An 18,365-nucleotide genomic window follows, 5' to 3' on the forward strand; every position below is an offset into this window, starting at 1 on the left:
GTTAACTTCAAGTCAAGCCTTTTTTAAAACTTTTTTACAAATTGGAAAATTAAATTAAAAAGGTGAACTACACAGAGTTCACCTTTTGTTTTAGAAACTATATTTAAATGTAATTTGCTATATTATAAATAATTTAATTTAATACGTTTAATCATAATATATATTAGTTTAAAACTATATAAATATATTTTTAACTTTTTAAAAAGGACCTAAATTAATCTGCACTGCAATCATCAAAAATATAAACCCTAAAGCTAACTCCATAAGTATTATCTTTGATGCAAATTTAAACCATCTTGTATAAGGTACATGAGCAATAGATATTCCAGCCATAAGAACTCCAAGTGTTGGAACTATTCCATTTGCAAATCCATCACCCATTTGGTAAGCTAACACTGCAACCTGTCTAGGTATACCTATAACATCTGCAAGTGGAGCCATAAGGGGCATTGTTACCATAGCTTGACCAGTGCCTGAAGGTATAAAGAAATTGATTACAGACTGCATAATCATCATTACTCCACCGCTAAAAATTCTAGGAACATAATTCAACACCAATGACAATCCATGAACTATTGAATCTAAAATTACTCCCTGTTCTAATATAACTACTATACTAGATGCAAATCCTATCAAAATAGCTGGATAGACCATTTCTTGCATACCTTTCACGAATCCAGAAGCAATTTTATTTGGACTCATTCCATAGACTACTCCACATAAGATTCCTAAAGCAAAGAAATAAGCTGATAAGTCTGACATACTCAAAGAAAATTTTACAATCAATATCATCAAAGCAAGTATACCACCAAAGAATGTAACTAATACTCTTATATTTCCAGCAGACAATTTTTCTTTAATGGAAGACTTATCTAATTGCCAATGACTATAATCAATATCTGCTACTAAACTTTTGCTTGGGTCTTTTTTTATTTTTTTACAATAAAAAATTATGTATGTTGAAAGTAAAATCATGGTGCAAATCCAAAATATCCATCTAAACCACATTCCTGAAAAAAGTGGCAATCCAGAAATACCTTGCGCCAATCCTACAGTAAAAGGATTAATAGTAGCCGAACCATAACCCGATGCAAGCCCTAGAAGTAAAATACCTGCAGCAACTAAAGCATCATACCCTAAAGCAATACACAGAGTCATTAATATAGGCAAGAATGCAATACATTCTTCATACATACCTACCACTCCACCAGCTAAACCAAAAGTCAATACTAAGCAGGTAATTATAATCTCGCCTTTTTTGCTTCCTTGACTTTTAGAAATAACTCTTCCAATTAAAGCATCTAGTGAGCCAGTAGAATTTACTATACCAAATGCACCTCCAATAATAAGCACAAAGAAAACTGTTACAGAATTTTTCCCAAGCCCACTTGGTATAGCTCTAAATACATCCATTATACTGACTGGATGTTGTTCTCCATATTTAAAACTTCCTGCTTGCACAAGCATATTTCCAGTAGTTAAATCTTCAACTCTATTATATGTTCCAGAAGGAACAATATAGGTCATTATAGCTGCAAATATTATGAGACCTATCATCAAAACATATGCATCTGGGAATGATAATTTTCTCTTTTTGCCTTCAGTTTTATTAGTCATAGCAAAATCCCCTTTATCTAAAGTCTACTCTTCTTTCATCTTTTTAATTAAGTCTGGGTTTTCAAATAAACTAAAGCCTGTTAAAGCTAATATCTTTATACCATCAATCACTCTGTTTTTTGCATATGGATTCATAGAAGCTTTCAAAAATTCCTTTGTATGTAGCTCTTCACAATTTTCTGAGAATTTCATTAAAGGGTGTATACATGGTATCATTTGACTTAGATTTCCCATATCTGTTGAACCTAATAATACTTGTTCATCGTCATCATATATACCAAACTCCTCCATAATATTTGTAAAGATACCTGTTAAAACCTTGTTTGCATTTAAGCCTTGGCAAGTTGGCTCAAAATGGTAAAACTCAAGTTCACAGCCAGTAGCTATTGCAGCTCCTCTAGCACAATTTTTTACTTTTTCAACTACCTCATCAAAGTAGTCTTGCTCTTTTGCTCGTATTTCTAGTCTTACTTTTCCCATGTCAGGTATTACATTTGCAGCAGTTCCTGCTTCTAGTATGATACCATGTATTCTAGTTCCATCTACCAATTGTTGTCTCAATGCATTCACATTATTATATAATAATACTACTGCATCCAAAGCATTTATTCCATTATATGGCTTAGCTCCTGCATGAGATGCTTTTCCAGTAAATATGAAATCTAATCCCCCTATTGCTATAATTTCTGGCGTTACACATGTTTTTGAATTTGGATGTATCATCATTGCTGCATCATATCCATCAAATACTCCATGTTCTATTAAGTAAGGTTTTCCATCTCCAGTTTCTTCAGCTGGTGTCCCAATTATACTTACCTCTCCTTTGTAAGTATCTAGTATACTTGCAAGAGCTATTCCAGCTCCAACTCCCATGGAAGCTATCAAATGATGGCCACATGCATGACCATTGCCTGGAAGAGCATCGTATTCTGCTATAAATGCTATTCTTGGACCATCGCCATTTTTCTTAGTTGCTTTGAAAGCTGTTGCCATACCTGCCAAGTTTTCCTCAACCTCAAAACCTTCTTCTCTTAGAAATTCTGCTATTTTTTTAGCAGACTTGTATTCTTGTAAGGCAATCTCTGGCTCATCATATAAAGATTGACATAGACCTAAAATTTTTTCTTTCTTTAAATCCGCCACTTGTGTTATTTTTTCTTTCATATCAATCTTACCTCCCACTAAATTTATTTATTAATTCTTGTATCCTATTATAAACTTTGATTTACTATATTGAACTTATAATCTATCTGCAGTAACAATATTATTAGATTTCTTATAAAATTTAATGATAATGTTACTGTAAAATCTAATCACACAATGAATATCCAAATATCTTTCTATCTATTAAAATAAATAATCTTACTATATACTACTATTCAAAATAACAGTTTTAAATATAAATACTCTATATTTCAAATTCATAAAGTAATCTTCAATAATTTAAAGGTTTAAATAGATTTACTTTAAATTTCAGTTTTTCTCGCATACATAATATTAAGTTCATATTTAATTTTTATTATAAATAATTAAATAGAGCATGTATATGACTCTGCAAAATATCTTTAATTTAACTCATGTTTATTTTCTTTTATGTATTTATTTTCCCAAAATTCAGCATTTTTTATATCTAATTCTATAGGATTAAAAGTTCTATCGCTCCTTTTTACTCCCATCTTTTTCTGCCTTTGATAATCGTAATATGCTTTTATAGCTGGTTTTTTTAGTGTAAATATACCAACTAAGTTTATATATGTTAATACACCTATACATATATCACCAAGTGCCCAACTTGTAAGTGGTTCTATAAAGCAACACATTGCTGCACATATTATAAGCATAAATCTACAGACATTAATTATGTGCTTTTCATGTTTTTCTGCCTTAATTCTAGTCACTAAGTAAGATACGTTGGTCTCCATCATGTATGAGAAGGCTAATAATGTTGTAAATGTAAATAGTAGTAAAACTATTGCTATAAAAATATCACCTAATTGAGGATGTAATGTATTTATTGCACTCTGTACATATTGTGGACCTGGTTCTACACCTGGTAATGTTGTGTAAACATCTGTAACATTATACATTCCTGTTATTATAATCATAATACCTGTAGCCATACATATTAATAGTGTGTCTACATAAACAGAAAAAGCTTGGACTAATCCTTGTTTGGCTGGATGACTCACTTCTGCTGCTGCTGCACCATAAGTTCCAGAACCTTCTCCCGCTTCATTTGAGTATATACCTCTTTTTACTCCCCAAGATATTGCTGAACCTAACATCCCTCCAAAAACCGAACCAAATCCAAATGCAGATTTAAACATTGTCATAATAGCTCCTGGAACTAGATTTATATTTGCTATGATTATTACCAATGTCATAATAAGATATGCTCCACCCATTATAGGTACTACTTTCTCAGCAAATAAACCAATTCTTTTAATTCCTCCAAAAATTATTATACCTAGTGCAATAGAAGATGTAACTGCTATTGTCATTTTTGAAAATCCAAATGCTTGATTCATTGCTAGATATAGAGTATTTGATTGTGTGCCAGGCATAAAAAATGTATAACTTATGATTGCAACCACTGAAAATAAAATTGAACATTTTTTCCAACCAAGACCTTTTTCAAAGTAATATGGAGGACCTCCTCTGTACTGTCCATCATGCTCATCTTTATATATCTGAGCTAAAGTAGATTCTACAAATGCAGTTGCCGACCCTAATGTAGCCATTATGCACATCCACACTAATGCTCCTGGTCCTCCCATTGCTATCGCTACAGCTACACCAGCTATATTTCCAGTTCCTATCCTTCCTGCCATAGATGTAGCAAAACCTTGGAAAGAAGATATTCCAACATGAGAACTATCTCCTTCAAGCAAAAGAGTAAACATTTCTTTTACATCTTTTATTTGAAAAAATCTTAATTTCATTGAAAAATATAATCCTATACACAAACACATTGCAACTAATACAGGTGACCAAACAATTCCATTAATGGTGTTAACTAAATCGGTCACTTAACTCACCACCATTCATTTTATATTTATAGACAATAATTTAAATAGCTATGTTTCAACATTCTATATAATCTTCAACTAAATATATCTAAAAAATCTATCTTCTATTTATATTATTTTTAATCCAAAAACTATAAGTATCTATTTCTAAAACAAAGAATATTAATCGATATATAAACGTAAATTTATAAACTTTTTAACGATATGTATTTGACAAATAATCAAACAATATAAATTGGAATACATGTAATGAAAAGCCTGAAACTGTTACTATATAAATAGTACCATATACAATTATTAATATATAATTGAATAGTATATAGTTAGATTTTAAATTTTCGTATTTATTATGAGGTGTAAAATTGAGTACAATTACCACCTATTTTTGAAATTCTTTTAATTTAAATTAAATAGGTTTATGTAAATATATAAATAGATGATAATTGCTACTCAATTCCAGACCTTTAGGGGTAACTTTATACTAAAACCTAGAAAACTTGATAACATTTTGGTGTGTTGCACTTTAAATTTTAAGTATTGCTATAAAACTTAATAATTTGGTATTTTTACAATATTTATGCTTCTAACTTACTTTCTCTTTTCTTCTTAACTTTTAATATATATAAACAAGATAGTATACCAATTATTAGAATTGCTATCTGGAATATAAATGTATATGTGTAACCTTTATTACCATAAGTATCTATCCAGTGTCCTATTAATGCAAATTGGAATACATCTGGTGAAAATCCTAAAGCTGCAGCTATACCTATAGTAGTTGCTGAATATTTAACTGGAACTTTTACTTCATCTTGAACTGCATAGTATATACCTTTTCCCATGTAACCTAATATGCCTACTACAAATGTCAAAGCTATAAATATAGTCATTGGAGTAGATGCAGGTAATACTAGGAATAAAACTATTACTGCTATACCAAATACATATATTGGTAGTAGTACTTTTGTAGGTGATTTTACTTTATCTGCACAATATCCTCCAAATGGTGCTCCAAACAATTTTAGACCATGTTGTCTTATTATTGCTAATGCCCCAGACAATGCCACAGAACCTCCAAGTACTGATGTTATATATGGTGTAAAATAAGACATTGTAACTGTGAATGAATATACACAGAATATGCTTATTCCTACTAGCCAAGTGTTTGGTGATTTTAGTACTGTCATAAAATCACCAGCAGACATTTTTTCACTTGCTTCTTCTTCTTTGTCTTCTCTGATATCTACATCTTTAATTACAAACCATAATACTGGACACATTACTATTGATAATATTCCTAAAGATATCATTACCCATCTCATACCCAATACAGGAGTTGAAAAGCATGTATAAATATATAAGAATATTGCTCCCATTACTACGCCAGAAACTCCAACCATAGCTTCATTGAATCCATAAACTTTACCTTGATTATCTTTTCCTATAACTCTAAGTATTTTTACCATAGAAGGATAGTTCATAACTAATGATGTGATTGCACAACCTACCCAAGTTGCAACTGCAAACGGATAGTTCATGTTAAATGCAAATGCAAATGATACTAATCCATTAAGAAATATAGAACCTAAAATTATCTTTCTATAATCAAATCTATCTGCTAACCAACCCCCTATAGGAGCTCCAAATATATTCCCTAATCCATAAATCGTAAGTAGAAAACCTAGTTGAGTATTTGTACACTCTAATGCTTTTAAGATTGGATCATATAATGTATATTGGATAAATGGTATAATATAAACTAATTCCCAAGATATTGCTATAATAACAAGTTGAAACATTAACTTTCCAAACTTTATACCGTTCCCTTTTTCTCCCATATTTAAGCCCTCACTTTTTATATTTATTCACAAGCATAATTGAGTTCTTTTTTTATAACATCTGCAAGTATTTGAATTCCATTAACTATTTGTTCTTCTGACATAGTTGTATAGTTAAGTCTCATAGTGTTCTTTGGTCCATTATTTGCAAAGAATGACTCTCCAGAAACGTATGCAACTCCAGCATCAATAGCTTTGTCTAGTAAATCATCTACATTTATGTTTTCAGGAAGCTCAGCCCATATAAACATTCCTCCATCTGGCTCTGTATATTTAGCTTCTTCTGGAAAATGTTTTTTCATAGCATCTAACATCAATAAACATCTTTTTTTGTACTCAGCTCTTATTTTTTCTATATGTTCATTTAAATTATATTTCTTTAAGAATTCTATTACTTGTACTTGAGAAAATTGATTTGATTGTAAATCTATACCTTGTTTTAAAAGTTCTGCTTTATCTATGATGTCTACATTACCACACATCCAAGCAACTCTAAACCCTGGACATAATACTTTTGAAAATGAACCTAAGTATAATACTTTATCTTTAGTATCAAGAGATTTAAGTGTAGGTAGAGGCTCTGGTGTAAATCTTATTTCTCCATAAGGATTATCTTCTATTACTATGACATCATACTTATTCACGACTTCCATAAAATCTTTTCTTCTTTGTAAAGACCATGTTTTTCCTGTAGGATTTTGAAATGTTGGTATTACATAGATTACCTTTATGTTAGAATTTTCAGATAATAATTTATCCAAATCATCTGTTACCATTCCTTCATCATCAGTATCTACTCCTAAAAAATCACATTCATAAGGTCTAAATGCATTTATTGCACCTAAGTAACTTGGATTTTCTGTAACTACTATGTCTCCTTTTTCTAATAAAATCATAGCACTAAGAGATATACCTTGTTGTGAGCCAGTAGTTATTATGATATTTTCTGCTTTTGTATCAATATTTTCTTCTTCCTTCATTCTTTTTACTAATAACTCCAATAACTCATCTTCACCTTTAGTAGGTCCATATGCTAAAGCAAATTTGCCTCTTTCACTAAGTACTTTTTGAGTTACTTCACTTATCTCTTCTATTGGAAATAAGTTTGGGTCAGGAAGTCCTGCTGCAAAAGATATAACCGTACCACCACTTGCCACCTTCTGAGCTATTTTCTTTTGAGAAGCTCTTATAGCTGAAGCTTTTACCATATCCATTCTTTTTGCATATTTCATAATACTTTCTCCTCCTTAATAATAATTTCTTATTGTGACGCTAAGCATGCTAATGCTATTGAATTTATTTTAATTTCAGCTGTATCAGAACGTGAACCTAAAATTATTGGATTTGTTGCTCCTAAAACTATACCAGCCCACTTAGCTTGATTAAATCTAAGCCATGATTTTCCTAATATATTCCCTGCTTCTATATTTGGAAATACTAGCAAATCAACATCACCAGCTATATTACTTTTAATACCTTTATGTTCTGCTGCATGTGCATCAAATGCCACATCAAATGCTATCGGACCTTCTGCTATACACTTTGGTATTTCTCCTGATTTTTCCATTTCTACAAGTAGGTTTGCATCTACTGTAGATTGTATTTTATGATCTACCATTTCATTTGCAGTAAGTATAGCAGTTTTAGGATTTTCCATGCCTATACTCTTCATAGTAAGAAGTGCATTTATCATTATGTCTTTTTTTTGATTTAAATTTGGTGATACATTTATACCACTATCAGTGCAATAAAGAAGTTTGTGATATTGAGGTAATTCATATACTGCAAGTAAACTCAATAATCTCCCTGTTCTAAGACCTGTTTCTTTATTTAATATAGCTCTCATATAGACACTCGTATTAACTAATCCCTTCATAAGAACTTTAGCCTCTTTATTCTTAACTATCTCTACAGCTTTTTTAACTGATTCATCAGGATTTTGACATCCTATTATCTCGTGACCTTTTAATCCAATTTCTTTTGATATATTTTCTATTTTATCCTTGTCTCCTACAAGAATTGGCTTTATAATATTTAAATCTGTTGCTGATTTTACAGCCTTTAATACTTCTTTATCTTCTGCAACAGCAACACTTACAATAACAGGTTCAAGCTTTTTAGCCTCTTCTAATAAATTATTAAAATCTTTTAACATACTCTCTCTCCTAAATATTAATAAGTTTTTGCTATTTCTTCGCCTTTAAGTACTCTAAGTGCTCCAAGAGCAAGTGCTTCCATTTCCATTTCTCCTGGAACTGTTTCTACTGGTGCCAAATATGAAACTTTTTCTATTACTCCTTTAACTACCATTTCCGAATGTGATATCCCCCCAGTTAAAATAATTCTATCTACATTCCCTGAAAGCGAAGCTCCATACATAGATATTTCTTTTGCTATTTGATAAATAAATGCATCCATTATAAGTTTTGCCTTTTTATCACCATTATTAATTCTATTCTCAATTTCTATCATATCCTTAGTTCCTAAGTAATCGTACATTCCTCCAATTGAACTTACTTTTGCGACCATTTCATCATGAGTATATTTTCCAGAGTAACACAATTCTACAAGAGGATATGCAAGTAATCCACCACTTCTTTCTGGAGAAAATGGACCATCAGACCTTCCACCACTTCCATCAATCATTTTCCCTTGTTTATGTGCTACAATTGATATCCCTGAACCTAGATGGGCTACAATAAAGTTATAATCCTCGTATTTTCCACCTAGTTTTTGTGCAATTTTTCTTGAAACAGCTTTATGGTTTAATGCATGTAACCAACTAGCTTTTTCTATGTCTGAAATTCCTGTAATCCTTGATACATCATCAAACTCATCTACAGAAACTGGATCTACTACAAATGATTGTACTCCTATTTCATCTGCTATAGTCTTAGCCAATAATGCACCTAGATTAGAGGCATGTTCTCCATTTATCTCATTTCTCATATCCTCAATCATTTCTTCACTCACAGTATAAGTGCCGCCTTTTATAGCTTTCATAAGTCCACCACGTCCAACTACTGCATCAAAAGAATTTATACTATGATTCTCGCTACTTAAGATATCCACTATTAATTGTTTTCTATAGTCATATTCATCAAATACTTTAGAAAATTTTTTTAAATCCTCTCTTGTATGAGTTATATTTTTTTTCAAAACTTCATTTTCATCTTGGAAAACAGAAATCTTTGTAGATGTACCACCAGGATTTATTACTAAAACTTTCAATTTAACACCCCCAGTTTCACTATATAGAACACCGTTCTGATATTTCGTTTTGAAAAGTTATGTCCTACTACTCAGAACGACGTTCTATATTTTATTAATTAAATACTAACATATAAAAATAAGTATTTCAATAATTATTTTAAATATTTAAAATATTCACTTATAATCATACCCAGCTTCAAATGCTTCTATGTTTTTGGCATTAAACTTGCCTTTTCCTTGATTTTCAAAGTATTCGCACATACCCTTTTCAAATTCTTCTTTTGTAAATAAATCTAAATTTTTTACCATAACACCTAACATACAAATATTAGCAGCTTTTTCATTACCTAAATTTTGTGCGATTTCAGTAACAGGTGCTTTTATAACATTTATATCTTCTCTATATTTTCTATCCTTACTTATTAGTGATTCATTGACAAACATATAACCATTTTCTTTCATTAAACTTTCATACTTATCTACTGATACACTATTCATTCCTAATAATATATCTGGATTTTTTACACAAGGATTTGCAATTTTCTCATCACTTACAACAACATTACAATTTGCACTTCCTCCCCTCATCTCATTTCCGTAAGATGGGAACCATGTAATTTTCTTATCTGCTTTATATGCAACATACATTATAATTTTTCCTGCTGTAAGAACTCCCTGTCCTCCAAAACCAGCACATATGATTTCATTTAACATATCATTTCCTCCCTAATCAATAAATTCTCCAAGTGGATACTTTGGAACAAGTTCATTTTCGATTCTCTTCATAGCATCTACTGGCTTTAACCCCCAGTTTGTTGGGCATGGTACAAGTACTTCTATTAAACAAAAACCTTTATTTTCTTTTTGTTTTTCTAGTGCTTTTTTGATGTATCTTTTTGTTGTATTTATTTCTTTAGGGTTAGTTATTGTTCCTCTTGCTAGATACGCTATATCTAAATTACCCATAACTTTTACAACATCAAATGTTGAACCATGATCTGCGTAATTTCTACCATTTGGAGTAGAAGCTGTATATTGACCTTCTATAGTAGTTGGAGCCATTTGACCACCTGTCATTGCAAACATATTATTGTTCATAACAAGGAATATAACATTATCATTTCTAGTAGCAGCTGACATAGTTTCCCCAAGCCCTATCGCATAAGCTCCACCATCTCCAGCTATTGTAAATATATATTTATCTGGTCTAACTCTTTTCATAGCTGCCATTGCTGCACCCATTTTACCATGTGGTGGAACGACAACATCTACATTCATACTAAATTGAAACATATGATTACAACCTATATCTGAACATATAATTGTATCTTGACATATATCCATTTCTGTTAATACTTCTCCAATAATTCTATCGACTATAGAGTGTCCACAGCCTCCACAGAACATATTTTCACACATCATTATTGCTGGTGCTTTCTTAGCCATAATTAAAATACCTCCTCTTGCTTAGCTTTTCCATCTATAATCTGTTGAGCAAAATCTATCAATTGATTTACTTCTGCCATATATTGAGCTGTTGCTACTGAATATACTGGGAATCTATTATCACATGCTATAATTACATCTTCCTTCATTTGTGCCATCATGTTCATTTCAACTGTTACAAGACCTTTTAGTGAATCATTCAATTTTTTAAATGCTTTTCTTGGGTAAGGCCACAATGTTTTTGGTCTTATTAATCCTAATTTTATTCCTTTTGCTCTAGCATCTCTAACTGCACCTTCTGCTATTCTTGATGAAATCCCATATGCTACAAATACTACATCAGCATCTTCTATCTCTATTTCTTCCCATCTTTGTTCATTTTCTTGAACTTTTCTCATTTTTTCTATATAACCTTTTTGCCATGTATCTTGGTCTTCAAAATATGTTATATCAGTTATAACTTTATTTTTTTCTCCTACAGGTGTTCCTTTTGCTGCCCATGGAGCTTTATCTTTATCATACTCTTTCATTGGTGGTGCTATACAAGGCTCTACCATTTGACCTATTGTAGCATCAGAAAGTATAAGCACTGGATGCATATATTTCTCAGCTAATTCAAAAGACTCATATGCCATATCCATATTTTCTTGAACACTATTAGGTGCCAATACAATTAAATGATAATCTCCATTTCCTCCACCTTTTACAGCTTGCCAATAGTTATCTTGACCTGCTCCTATAAATCCATCACCTATACCATATCTTTGTACACATGCTACAACTGCTGGCAAACCAGCTGATACCCAGTATGCGATGCCTTCTTGTTTTAATGAAAATCCTGGCCCAGATGAAGAAGTCATAGCTCTTGCTCCAAGTGCACTCGCTCCCATAACCATATTTACACTGGCTATTTCTGATTCACCTTGAATAAATACTCCTCCTACTTCTTTTTGTCTCCATGCCATCATTTCTAATATTTCTGATTGTGGTGTTATTGGATAACCTGCATAAAATCTACAGCCACCACGTATAGCACCTTCTGCTAAAGCTTCATTTCCCTTAATTAATAAACTCTGCATACTTTTTCTCCCCTCCAATAAAATATATTTTATAATATCTCAAATACTAAATCAGGACACATTGTATAACAAGCGCCACATTGAATGCATTTTTCTTCATCAACTTTGATAGTTACAAAGCCTTTTTTATTTGTGTAATCAGAAAGACTTATTGCATCTTTTTTACAAGCTTCAATACAAAGATAACACCCCTTACATCTTTCAACACTCAACTTGACTTTTTCCATTTCTTAAATCTCCCCTTTATGTAATATTTTTTACTTAATTTTAAATATATAATATTTATATTTTATATAGACATTATATATGCTTCAGCATTGTTCCATACTTTAGAACATCGTTCTATTTTGTATTGCTTAATTAAAAGATAACACATTCGCTTATATATTTCAACAACATTTTAAATTTTAAGAATATTTAATTTTTGATTAAATAAAAAGAGGTCACATTTAAACTGATATTCACAAATAACAATTTAAATATAACCTCTTTTTATTGTTTCGATTAAAAAATTATCTAAAAAGCTCAGATATACTTTTTGCAGTTTCCATAACTCTTTTAATTTTATACTCAAAATCTCCTTCTCTCATTCTTATAGTTGGACCAGATAAACTTATTGCTGCAATAGCTTTATTATCTTTATCTAAAATAGGTGCTCCAATACAAGTTAGCCCATGTTCTAATTCTTCATCATCTATGGCATATCCTTGTTCTTTTATTTTTGCTAAAAAAAGCATCATATCATCCCAATTATCAATTGTATGCTCTGTGTATTTGTGTATTGGTGTCTTTCTATATTTTTCAAAGTCTATAGAATCATTAAATGCCATAAGACATTTTCCAACTGCTGAACAATAACATTCGCTACTGGAGCCAACTGATGGATTTACTGAGAGTAGTTGATTTGAGCCATATTCTTTATGTATTATTATACTTCTTGGAGAATCTTGAGCTCTTTCTTCTAATATAGATACATTAACCACTTCGTTAAATTCTTGATTTAATTTTTTCGTATATGGTTTTACTATTTCATTCAATGACATTTTTTCTCCCACAACCATACCTATTGCATATAAATTTATTCCTAGCCAATACTTACCATTTTCTGTGTTTTGTATAACAAAACCCTTGTTTTCAAGAGTGACTAAAGTTCTATGTACAGTACTTTTATATACTCCCATAGCTTTACTTATTTCAGTTATTCCCATTTCTCTCTTTTCATGATACAATAGCAAAATTATGTCTAGGGCTCTATCTAATGCATTTATTATTTCTCCCATATACAAATACTCCTCCTGCGAATATTAAGTGCTACTTCAACACTCTACTAAATATTATATATTAAAATTACAAAATTATCTATTTATCTTAATTATATTTTATAAAACAAAAATATTATACTTATTTTATAAAATAAAAACAAAATACTTTCTATGTCTTCCTTATTTTTTCTCTTAATGATATTGTACTGTTATATTTTCATCCTATCTAGATAATAATAATATATATCTCTATTATACAATAGATTCAGTTTTATACAAGACTAATAACGAGGTGTGACAATGGATAATTTTAAGAAAAGATTGTTAAATGAACTACCCAACTTTAAAGAATATTCTTTGAAGTTCTTACATGAAGAGATAAATAAAATGCAATACAAAGGCTTTTCTGGTGGATATGGAGTTTATGCTCAAAGGGACAAAAAGTCTTTTATGATAAGGCTTAGAGTATCTGCTGGAGTTTTATCCAAACATCAACTTAATAGAATTTACGAAATGGCTGTTAAGAATGACTTAAATAAAATACACTTAACAACTAGACAAGCTATACAACTACATGATTTGTCTATAGACTCCATTGTTGATGTTATGGAAGAAGGAATAAAAAACGACATCTTTACTAGAGGTGGTGGTGGTAATTATCCTAGAAATGTCGGATTATCTCCACTATCGGGAGTTGACCCTGATGAAGCCTTTGATGTTACTCCATATGCAGTTGCTACTGATAAATATTTTATCAAAAATGCTACTACATATAATTTACCTAGAAAATTAAAGGTTTCTTATTCTAGTTGCTATACAGATGCTGCTCATTGTAGCATACAAGATTTAGGATTTGTGGCTACTTTAAAAGATGGTAAACCATATTTTAGAGTTTTCTTAGGTGGAGGTTTAGGTAAACAACCTAAGGTCGCTTTAGAGCTTGGTGAACTTATAAAACCTACAGATGCACTATACTGTGTTGAAGGTATGATTAAGTTTTTTATGGCTTATGGTAATTATGAAAATAAAAATAAAGCTAGGGTTAGATATATGGTCGAAACACTTGGTGAGAAGTTATTTTTAGAGAAGTTTAAAGAATATTATAAAGCAGAAAAAGAAAAAGGTAACCTTGAACTCAATGTTGAAGAAATAGATTACTCAAAGCCTGGTGTTAAAATAGATGTTCAGGATTCTAGATTGATACGTCAAAAACAAGATGGTTTATACACTGTATATATACATCCTGTTGGAGGTATCTTATCGACAAAGGATTTAAGTATTTTACTTCAAGAATTAGACATTATTGAATCTCCTATGATTAGACTAGGAATGACAGAGGGATTATACATCTTAAATTTAAATGGAAATGAAGCAAAAAAAATATTGGAAATAAGTAAGACTATTAGTTGTAATTCTCAACTAGAACAAAGTATCTCCTGTATAGGTGTTCCAATATGTCAAATGGGTATACAAAACAGTCAGAAAATGTTACATGAAATCATAGATTACTTTAGATTGCAAAATAATGAAGAAATTTTAAATAAAGCTCCTAAATTATATATATCAGGATGCTTAAATTCATGTGGTGTTCATCAAGTTGGTAGTATCGGTTTATGTGGTAAAAAGAAGAGTGTTGATGGTGTATCTACAGATGCATTTGAATTGTTTGTTGGAGGCAGTTTTGAGATAGGCAAAACTAAATTAGGAAAATCTATAGGTGATTTTAAAGCTAGTGATATTCCTGAAATGCTTTATAAAATATCTGAAGTTTCTTCAGGAGATTTTTATGAGTGGATAAATTCTAATAGTGATATTTTAAATAAAATAACTGATAAGTATAAGATATAATTTATTATGTTTGCTTATAAAAAATGAGATAGCTATAAGCTATCTCATTTTTTATAAGTAATTTAAGTTTTCTTATTTATAAACTATTTTAGATAAATCACAAATCTCTAACATAGTATCATATATTTGTTTAAGTAAACCAAGTCTATTATTCTTAATAGCTTCATCATTATCCATAACCATAACTGAATCAAATAAGTTATCAACTACTGGTCTTAAAGATGCAAATTCATCCAAAGCAACACCATATTTCTTATCTTTCAATAATTCCTTAACTTTTACTTTTACTTGTTCAAACTCATTGTAAAGTTTGATTTCTGCATCTTCTTTTAATAACATTTCGTCAACTTTATCACAATCTGCTTTTTGAGCTAAAGTAGAAACTCTATTAAATGCAGTAAGCATTTCCACTAACTCATCTTTTTCTAACCAATTATTAAGCTCTAAAGCTCTCATATGCATATCAGAAACATCATTTATATCAGAACTTAATACAGCATCAACAACATCATATCTTATACCTAAATCTTTAAACAGATTTTTCACTCTCTCATTGAAGAAATTCATTATTTGTTCAACAACTTCTTCTTTATTAAAATCTAAATCAGAATAATTATCTAAAGCATGTTCAATAAGCACTTTTATATCTACAGCAACTTTTCTATCCATTAGTATGCTAAGTATACCTAAAGCTTGTCTTCTTAAAGCATATGGGTCTTGAGAACCTGTTGGTTGTATCCCTATAGCAAAGAAACCTGCTATTGAATCCAACTTATCAGCTATTGATAATGCAACCCCAGCATTAGTTTTAGGAAGTATATCTCCTGCAAATCTTGGAAGATAATGTTCAAAAATAGCTTCGCTTACAACATCATTCTCTCCTCCAACTTTTGCATATTCTTTTCCCATAAAACCTTGTAATTCGTCAAATTCTCCTACCATTCCAGTAACTAAATCTGCCTTACATAACTTAGCAGCTCTTATAGCGTCTGTCTTTTCATCTACTAAACCTAAACTATCAAGTATATCAGCACTTAATTTTTCAAGTCTTAAAGTTTTATCATAAATAGTTCCTAGTTTTACTTGGAATACAACAGTTTTTAATTTTTCTATGTAGCTTTCTAAGTTTCTCTTAGTATCTTCTCTATAGAAAAATAAAGCATCTGCAAGTCTTGCTTCTAAAACCTTTTCGTTTCCAGCTTTAACATTATCTATTCTGTAAGAATCACCATTTCTAACAGCTATAAAGTTAGGTAGCAGTTTTCCATCTTTAAGCACTGGGAAATATCTTTGATGTTGTTTCATAGGAGTTATAACAACTTCTTTTGGTAATTTTATATAATCTGTATCAAATTCTCCATAAAAAGCAGTTGGATACTCAACTAAGTAAGTTACTTCTTCAAGTAAATCTTCATCAAATTCAACTTCTCCACCTAAAGAATTTGCAACTTCTATACATTGTTTTCTTATAATTTCTTTTCTCTTATTTTGGTCTAAAACTATATAATTTTTTTCTAATTTTTCAAGATAGTCTTCTATAGAATTTACTTCTATTGTACTTTTTCCTAAGAATCTATGACCTTTTGTTATATTAGAAGATATTATTCCTTCTAAGTCAAACTCTAATACCTTGTCATTCAACAATGTAACTATCCATCTTATAGGTCTTGCAAATTTAAGATTTTTACCTCCCCAACGCATAGCTTTTGGGAATACTACAGATTTTATAGTCTCTGGTAATATATCTTTTAATACTTCTGAAGTCTCTTTTCCATCTTGTTTTATAGTTGCAAATATATATTCATCTTTACCAACTTGTTTAAAGTATATATCAGACTCACTTAATCCTTTGCTTTTTATAAATCCTAATGCTGGCTTTGTTAAATTATTTTCTGCATCAATAGCAATTTTTTTAGCAGGACCTTTTATTTCTTCTTCTAAGTCACTCTGTTTATCACTCAATCCTTCAACTACCAAAGTCAGTCTTCTTGGTGTACCGTATGCACTTATTTTGTCAAAAGATATTCTATTTTCATCAAATAATTTGTTAAGATTGTTTTTTAATTGTTCTAGTGTGCTGCCTACAAATCTAGATGGCATTTCTTCAACACCGATTTCAAATAAAAGATAATTTTTCATTATTTGTCACCGTCCTTTAAAAGAGGGAATCCCATTTCTTCTCTTTGTTTTACAAAAGTTTCTGCAACAGTCTTTGCCATATTTCTAACTCTACCTATAAATGATGCTCTTTGACTAACACCTATTGCGCCTCTTGCATCCAATGTATTAAATGCATGAGAGCATTTTAATACATAATCATATGAAGGTATTACAAGTCCTTTTTCCATAAGTCTTAATGCTTCTTTTTCATATATATCAAACAGATTAAACAGCATATCTGCATCACATAATTCAAACGCATACATTGAGTTTTCATACTCAGCTTTATTAAATACTTCACCATAAGTTATTTTATCATTCCATTTTAAATCATAAACACTATCAACTTCTTGAATGTACATAGCTAATCTTTCTAATCCATATGTAATTTCTCCTGTCTCAAGCTCACATTCAATATTACCTACTTGTTGGAAATACGTAAATTGTGTTATTTCCATACCATCTAGCCAAACTTCCCATCCAAGTCCCCATGCACCAACTGTAGCAGCTTCCCAGTTGTCTTCAACAAATCTTATATCATGCTCACTCGGGTCAATTCCAATTTCTTTTAAACTTTCCAAATACAACTCTTGTATATTATCTGGAGATGGCTTTAATATAACTTGGAACTGATGATGTTGATATAGTCTGTTTGGGTTTTCACCATATCTTCCATCTGCTGGTCTTCTTGAAGGTTCTACATAACATACTTGCCAAGGCTCAGGTCCTAGTGATCTTAAAAAAGTATTTGGATTCATAGTTCCTGCACCTTTTTCAATATCATAAGGTTGCATCATGATACAACCTTGCTTTGACCAGTATTTTTGCAACGCTAGTATCATCTCTTGAAAATTCATAAAAATCCCTCCTATA

The 18,365-nt window shown here is 30.7% G+C and carries 15 protein-coding genes; 1 reads left to right on the forward strand and 14 read right to left on the reverse strand.

Annotation, left to right across the window (positions count from 1 at the left end):
• Positions 1-198: 198 nt before the first annotated feature.
• From Q3304_RS03285 to Q3304_RS03340, 12 genes are all read right to left on the reverse strand, one after another.
• Positions 199-1,617, reverse strand: coding sequence for a YfcC family protein (locus Q3304_RS03285; protein WP_054271032.1), 1,419 nt, complete (start codon positions 1,615-1,617; stop codon positions 199-201).
• Between the two features lie 24 nt (positions 1,618-1,641).
• Positions 1,642-2,781 (reverse strand): M20 family metallopeptidase, encoded by a 1,140-nt coding sequence (locus Q3304_RS03290; protein WP_054271033.1) that lies wholly within the window; start codon positions 2,779-2,781, stop codon positions 1,642-1,644.
• A 401-nt stretch (positions 2,782-3,182) separates the two neighbouring features.
• Positions 3,183-4,646: an alanine/glycine:cation symporter family protein gene (locus tag Q3304_RS03295; protein WP_407814162.1), complete on the reverse strand. Its 1,464-nt coding sequence runs from the start codon at positions 4,644-4,646 to the stop codon at positions 3,183-3,185.
• Positions 4,647-5,221: 575 nt separating this feature from the next.
• Positions 5,222-6,484: an MFS transporter gene (locus tag Q3304_RS03300; protein WP_054271035.1), complete on the reverse strand. Its 1,263-nt coding sequence runs from the start codon at positions 6,482-6,484 to the stop codon at positions 5,222-5,224.
• A gap of 23 nt (positions 6,485-6,507) precedes the next feature.
• The gene (locus Q3304_RS03305; RefSeq protein ID WP_407814161.1) at positions 6,508-7,716 is read right to left on the reverse strand and encodes a PLP-dependent aminotransferase family protein; all 1,209 of its coding nucleotides are present in this window, start codon (positions 7,714-7,716) and stop codon (positions 6,508-6,510) included.
• Positions 7,717-7,745: 29 nt separating this feature from the next.
• The gene (locus Q3304_RS03310; RefSeq protein WP_054271037.1) at positions 7,746-8,639 is read right to left on the reverse strand and encodes a bifunctional enoyl-CoA hydratase/phosphate acetyltransferase; all 894 of its coding nucleotides are present in this window, start codon (positions 8,637-8,639) and stop codon (positions 7,746-7,748) included.
• 17 nt (positions 8,640-8,656) lie between these two features.
• Positions 8,657-9,715 (reverse strand): butyrate kinase, encoded by a 1,059-nt coding sequence (gene buk, locus Q3304_RS03315; RefSeq protein ID WP_407814160.1) that lies wholly within the window; start codon positions 9,713-9,715, stop codon positions 8,657-8,659.
• 156 nt (positions 9,716-9,871) lie between these two features.
• On the reverse strand, positions 9,872-10,411 hold the full coding sequence (locus Q3304_RS03320; protein WP_243192682.1) for a 2-oxoacid:acceptor oxidoreductase family protein: 540 nt from the start codon (positions 10,409-10,411) through the stop codon (positions 9,872-9,874).
• A gap of 12 nt (positions 10,412-10,423) precedes the next feature.
• Positions 10,424-11,143: a thiamine pyrophosphate-dependent enzyme gene (locus Q3304_RS03325; protein WP_054271040.1), complete on the reverse strand. Its 720-nt coding sequence runs from the start codon at positions 11,141-11,143 to the stop codon at positions 10,424-10,426.
• 2 nt (positions 11,144-11,145) lie between these two features.
• Positions 11,146-12,222, reverse strand: a complete 1,077-nt coding sequence (gene vorB, locus Q3304_RS03330; protein WP_054271041.1) for a 3-methyl-2-oxobutanoate dehydrogenase subunit VorB — start codon at positions 12,220-12,222, stop codon at positions 11,146-11,148.
• A gap of 29 nt (positions 12,223-12,251) precedes the next feature.
• Positions 12,252-12,449 (reverse strand): 4Fe-4S binding protein, encoded by a 198-nt coding sequence (locus tag Q3304_RS03335; RefSeq protein ID WP_003416663.1) that lies wholly within the window; start codon positions 12,447-12,449, stop codon positions 12,252-12,254.
• A gap of 285 nt (positions 12,450-12,734) precedes the next feature.
• Positions 12,735-13,502 carry an IclR family transcriptional regulator gene (locus Q3304_RS03340; protein WP_054271042.1) on the reverse strand — a complete coding sequence of 256 codons (768 nt, stop codon included), beginning with the start codon at positions 13,500-13,502 and terminating at the stop codon, positions 12,735-12,737.
• Positions 13,503-13,784: 282 nt separating this feature from the next.
• On the opposite strand from Q3304_RS03340, the gene Q3304_RS03345 reads away from it, so the two are divergent.
• Positions 13,785-15,332, forward strand: coding sequence for a nitrite/sulfite reductase (locus Q3304_RS03345; RefSeq protein WP_407815409.1), 1,548 nt, complete (start codon positions 13,785-13,787; stop codon positions 15,330-15,332).
• A gap of 72 nt (positions 15,333-15,404) precedes the next feature.
• Here the strand turns inward: Q3304_RS03345 and glyS are convergent, their stop codons facing one another.
• Both glyS and glyQ read right to left on the reverse strand, forming a co-directional pair.
• Positions 15,405-17,471, reverse strand: a complete 2,067-nt coding sequence (gene glyS / locus Q3304_RS03350; protein ID WP_407813768.1) for a glycine--tRNA ligase subunit beta — start codon at positions 17,469-17,471, stop codon at positions 15,405-15,407.
• Positions 17,471-18,349, reverse strand: coding sequence for a glycine--tRNA ligase subunit alpha (glyQ, locus tag Q3304_RS03355; protein WP_021385338.1), 879 nt, complete (start codon positions 18,347-18,349; stop codon positions 17,471-17,473). Before glyQ ends, glyS begins: the two co-directional genes overlap by 1 nt.
• Positions 18,350-18,365 lie beyond the last annotated feature (16 nt).

It is taken from the genome of Clostridioides sp. GD02377 (assembly GCF_045899875.1).
In the GTDB taxonomy this organism is placed as follows: Bacteria; Bacillota; Clostridia; order Peptostreptococcales; family Peptostreptococcaceae; genus Clostridioides; species Clostridioides difficile_A.